At 42.6% G+C, this 4,857-nt stretch carries 4 protein-coding genes; 2 read left to right on the top strand and 2 right to left on the bottom strand.

The genetic code is table 11. From position 1 onward, the window contains the following. Positions 1-174: 174 nt before the first annotated feature. Both HT719_RS09490 and HT719_RS09485 read left to right on the top strand, forming a co-directional pair. Entirely contained in the window at positions 175-975 is an 801-nt protein-coding gene (locus HT719_RS09490) for a DUF1189 domain-containing protein (protein ID WP_172929014.1), read from the top strand. A gap of 9 nt (positions 976-984) precedes the next feature. Further along, positions 985-1,971: a LacI family DNA-binding transcriptional regulator gene (locus HT719_RS09485; RefSeq protein ID WP_023939941.1), complete on the top strand. Its 987-nt coding sequence runs from the start codon at positions 985-987 to the stop codon at positions 1,969-1,971. A gap of 29 nt (positions 1,972-2,000) precedes the next feature. Here HT719_RS09485 and HT719_RS09480 read toward each other — a convergent pair whose 3' ends face one another. Continuing rightward, positions 2,001-2,942, bottom strand: a complete 942-nt coding sequence (locus HT719_RS09480) for a YitT family protein (protein ID WP_000806293.1) — start codon at positions 2,940-2,942, stop codon at positions 2,001-2,003. Then, the gene (aspS, locus tag HT719_RS09475) at positions 2,920-4,683 is read right to left on the bottom strand and encodes an aspartate--tRNA ligase (protein ID WP_100104299.1); all 1,764 of its coding nucleotides are present in this window, start codon (positions 4,681-4,683) and stop codon (positions 2,920-2,922) included. The genes HT719_RS09480 and aspS overlap by 23 nt, the downstream gene beginning before the upstream one ends. Between the last annotated feature and the right edge of the window lie 174 nt (positions 4,684-4,857).

The raw sequence follows: 4,857 nt of genomic DNA, 5'->3' as shown, positions 1-4,857 counted from the left end.
TGTTTTGAGCAACCTGTGGTTAGCTTCCTAGTTTGCTCTGTGATTTTCATTAAGTATTAACGATTGTTACTGTAAGTAATGTCCTTACAACAAGCAATTTTTCTCCTAGACTTGAAATAAAGCGAATTTAACTATATAATACTCATATAGAAAACACCTTTTAGAAAGATACCCATGCTTCCATATCCATTTTCCTATTTTTCAAGTATTTGGGGATTTCGTAAGCCCCTGTCCAAACGTTTCGGACTCAACTGGTTTCAACTACTCTTTACCAGTATCTTCCTTATCAGCTTGTCTATGGTACCCATTGCCATCCAAAACAGCTCCCAGGAGACCTATCCGCTAGAAACTTTTATCGATAATGTCTATGAACCTCTGACAGATGAGGTTGTCCAGGATCTCTCTGAACATGCTACAATTGTCGATGGCAACTTAACTTATACAGGAACTGCCAATCAAGCCCCTTCTCTTGTGATTGGTCCAAGCCAAAGCAAGGAATTACCTAAAGACTTGCAACTGCATTTCGATACAAATGAGCTAGTCATCAGCAAGGAAAGCAAGGAACTGACCCGCATCTCTTACCGAGCCATTCAGACTGAGAGTTTCAAAAGCAAAGACAGCTTGACCCAAGCAATTTCTAAAGACTGGTACCAACAAAATCGTGTCTATATCAGTCTCTTCCTAGTTCTCGGTGCCAGCTTCCTCTTTGGTTTGAATTTCTTTATCGTCTCTCTAGGAGCTAGTCTTCTCCTTTATATCACTAAGAAATCACGCCTCTTTTCATTTAGAACCTTTAAAGAGTGCTATCACTTTATCTTGAACTGTTTAGGATTGCCGACTCTGATTACACTTATTTTGGGATTATTTGCCCAAAATATGACAACCCTGATTACTGTACAAAATATTCTTTTTGTTCTGTATCTGGTCACTATCTTTTATAAAACACATTTCCGTGATCCAAATTACCATAAATAGGAGATTTTTATGCCCGTTACGATTAAAGACGTGGCCAAGGCTGCTGGTGTTTCGCCTTCAACCGTAACCCGTGTTATTCAAAATAAATCAACCATTAGCGACGAAACAAAAAAACGCGTTCGCAAGGCTATGAAGGAGCTCAATTACCACCCCAACCTCAACGCTCGTAGCTTGGTAAGCAGCTACACTCAGGTGATTGGTTTGGTTCTTCCTGATGACTCAGACGCCTTCTACCAGAATCCTTTCTTTCCATCGGTTCTACGTGGCATCTCTCAAGTCGCATCTGAAAACCACTATGCCATTCAGATAGCAACAGGAAAAGATGAAAAGGAGCGTCTCAACGCTATTTCACAAATGGTCTACGGCAAGCGTGTAGATGGGCTAATCTTTCTCTATGCCCAAGAAGAAGATCCCCTCGTCAAACTCGTAGCAGAAGAACAGTTCCCCTTCCTTATCTTAGGTAAATCTCTATCTCCTTTCATCCCACTTGTCGACAACGACAATGTTCAAGCTGGTTTTGATGCGACTGAATATTTCATCAAAAAAGGCTGCAAACGCATTGCCTTTATCGGAGGAAGTAAAAAGCTCTTCGTGACCAAAGACCGTTTAACAGGCTATGAACAGGCGCTTAAGCATTACAAACTGACCACTGACAACAATCGCATCTACTTTGCCGACGAGTTTCTGGAAGAAAAGGGCTATAAATTTAGCAAGCGATTATTCAAGCACGATCCACAAATTGATGCTATCATCACAACCGATAGCCTCCTAGCTGAAGGTGTTTGTAACTATATTGCCAAACACCAGCTGAATGTCCCTGTTCTCAGCTTTGACTCGGTTAATCCCAAGCTCAACTTGGCAGCCTATGTCGATATCAATAGCCTAGAACTTGGTCAAACATCATTTGAAACGATTCTTCAGATTATCAACGATGCTAAAAGCAATAAACAAATTTGTTACCGCCAGTTGATTGCCCATAAAATTATAGAAAAATAAAAACCAGCTCACGCTGGTTTTTTTGGTCACTAATTATCTATCTCAACAAATCTTCCTAGAATATGAACATTTTCCGAGACAGAGACAAAGGCGCTTGGATCCACTTGTGTCATAATCTGTTTAAATTCATTAAACTCTGCACGTGTAATGACAGTGATTAGAACTGCCTTTCTCTCGTGATTATAGGTTCCTTCTGCATCATGGATCATGGTTGCTCCGCGGTGCAATTTTTTATGGATTTTCTCAATTACTTTATCTGGATGATTGGTCACAATCATAGCCTGCATGCGTTTTTGCTTGGTAAAAACAGCGTCTGTTACACGGCTAGAGACAAAGATGGTAATCATAGAGTAGAGAGCGTATTTCCAACCAAAGGTCAAACCTGCTATCAGCATGATGGTCCCATTTACCAAGAGAGAAATACTACCAACATTCTTACCTGTTTTCTTGCGAATAGTCAGGCTGACGATATCCGTCCCACCACTGGAGATATTGTTGCGAAGAGCAAAACCAATCCCCAACCCCATAACAACACCCCCAAAAAGGGCATTGATAATGGGATCCTCCGTCAAGGTTGCCACAGGGACAAACTGGATAAAGAAGGAGCTCATAGACACCGTGATAAAGGTAAAGACAGTAAACTTATGGCCAATCTGATACCAAGCCAAGACCATCAAAGGGAAGTTAATGGCGTAGAAGGTTAGCGAAATCGGAATATGAAAACCAAACCAGTGATTACTCAAGGCAGAGATAATCTGTGCCATACCTGTTGCACCACTCGAATACACATGCCCTGGTTGGAAAAAAAAATTAACTGCTACTGCTGATAAAAAACCATAGACCAGAGAGGCCGAAATCTTCTCATCATATTTTTCGCGAGAGATGCTTTGTAAGACACGTAAAATTTTTATCTGATAAGCAAAGCGGCGCAGATAATAGCGCCACCGCTTAATTCGTTTTGCTTGTTTCATCTTCTTCTACTTGTAAGCTGAGTTCCTCTAGTTGTTTGAGTGCTACTGTTGATGGAGCTTGTGTCATTGGGTCACTTGCCTTGTTGTTCTTAGGAAAGGCAATGACTTCACGGATATTTTCTTCTCCTGCTAAGAGCATGACAAAGCGGTCAAGCCCGATAGCCAAGCCACCGTGTGGTGGGAAACCATAGTCCATGGCTTCAAGAAGGAAGCCAAACTGGTCATTTGCTTCTTCGGCTGAGAAACCAAGAGCCTTGAACATGCGTTCTTGAAGGTCTTTTTGGTTGATACGAAGACTACCACCACCAAGTTCGTAACCGTTCAAGACGATATCGTAAGCAATGGCACGAACCTTAGCCAAATCACCTTCTAATTCGTGAGCTGTTTCTTCCTGTGGAAGAGTAAACGGATGGTGGGCACTCATGTAACGGTCTTCTTCTTCAGACCATTCAAACATTGGCCAGTCAACCACCCAAAGGAAGTTGAATTTATCATTATCAATCAAGCCAAGCTCTTTGGCAATACGTCCACGAAGGGCACCAAGAGTTGCATTCGCCACTTCAAGCGTATCTGCCACAAAGAGAACCAAATCCTTATCCTCAAGCGCAAGCGCTGCTGTCAATTCTGCTTGGATGCCAGTCAAGAACTTGGCAACTGGTCCATTTAATTCTCCATCAACAACCTTAACCCAAGCAAGACCTTTGGCACCGTACTGTTTGGCTACTTCCGTCATCTTGTCGATGTCTTTACGTGAATAGTCGTCCGCAGCTCCTTTGACCACAATGGCTTTTACAGCAGGTGCTTCTGAAAAGACTTTAAAATCAACACCCTTGACCACTTCTGTCAAGTCCTGAAGCAACATGTCAAAACGGGTATCTGGCTTGTCAGAACCGTAAAGAGCCATCGCATCATCGTATTTCATACGAGGGAATGGTAGCGTTACTTCGATGCCTTTTGTTTCTTTCATCACGCGCGCAATCAAGCCTTCTGTAATATCTTGGATTTCTTGCTCCGTAAGGAAAGACGTTTCCAAGTCGACCTGAGTGAACTCAGGCTGGCGGTCTCCACGCAAGTCCTCATCACGGAAACATTTAACGATTTGGTAATAACGGTCAAAACCAGCATTCATCAAGAGCTGTTTCGTGATTTGTGGACTTTGAGGAAGGGCGTAAAAATGCCCTTTATTGACGCGAGACGGTACCAAATAGTCACGCGCCCCTTCTGGTGTTGACTTAGAAAGGAATGGTGTTTCCACGTCGATAAACTCCAACTCATCCAAGTAGTTGCGGATAGAGTGGGTCACCTTAGCACGAAGTTTAAGATTTTCCAACATTTCTGGGCGACGAAGGTCAAGGTAACGGTAACGCAAACGCGTATCGTCATTAGCCTCAATCCCATCCTTAATCTCAAATGGGGTTGTCTTAGCTGTATTAAGCACTGTCAGAGCTGTCACGTTTAACTCAACTGCACCAGTTGGTAACTTATCATTGGCTTGCTCACGCGCAGCGACCTGACCAGTCACCTCGATAACAAATTCGCTACGAAGGCTTTCAGCTGTTGCCATGACCTCGGCAGAGACTTTTTCAGGGTTGATAACCAACTGCATAATTCCTTCACGGTCACGAAGATCGATAAAGATCAAACCACCAAGGTCACGACGACGGCCTACCCATCCTTTCAAGGTTATTTCTTGTCCGATGTGTTCCTCACGAACACGACCAGCATACATACTACGTTTCATTGTTTCTCTCCTCTTTTATTCTGTTACTATTTTACCATAAAAGCGAAGGCTCTTCATGAAAATCAGCAGAAAAGTTTGCTAGTCTTTAAAAATCAGGTAAAAGCCCTAAAAATTAGCGCTAATACTCTTCAAACCACGTCAGCGTCGCCTTACCTTAGGTATGGTTACTGACTT

Origin of the sequence: Streptococcus sp. k-378 (assembly GCF_013277505.1) — a bacterium.
GTDB lineage: Bacteria > Bacillota > Bacilli > Lactobacillales > Streptococcaceae > Streptococcus > Streptococcus pseudopneumoniae.
This window is presented reverse-complemented; position numbering and strand designations above follow the sequence as displayed.

Excerpts from the sequence above, each read along its gene's own strand:
- HT719_RS09490 (WP_172929014.1), top strand. The coding sequence starts at position 175 with ATGCTTCCATATCCATTTTCCTATTTTTCAAGTATTTGGGGATTTCGT.
- HT719_RS09485 (WP_023939941.1), top strand. The coding sequence starts at position 985 with ATGCCCGTTACGATTAAAGACGTGGCCAAGGCTGCTGGTGTTTCGCCT.
- HT719_RS09480 (WP_000806293.1), bottom strand. The coding sequence starts at position 2,942 with ATGAAACAAGCAAAACGAATTAAGCGGTGGCGCTATTATCTGCGCCGC.
- aspS (WP_100104299.1), bottom strand. The coding sequence starts at position 4,683 with ATGAAACGTAGTATGTATGCTGGTCGTGTTCGTGAGGAACACATCGGA.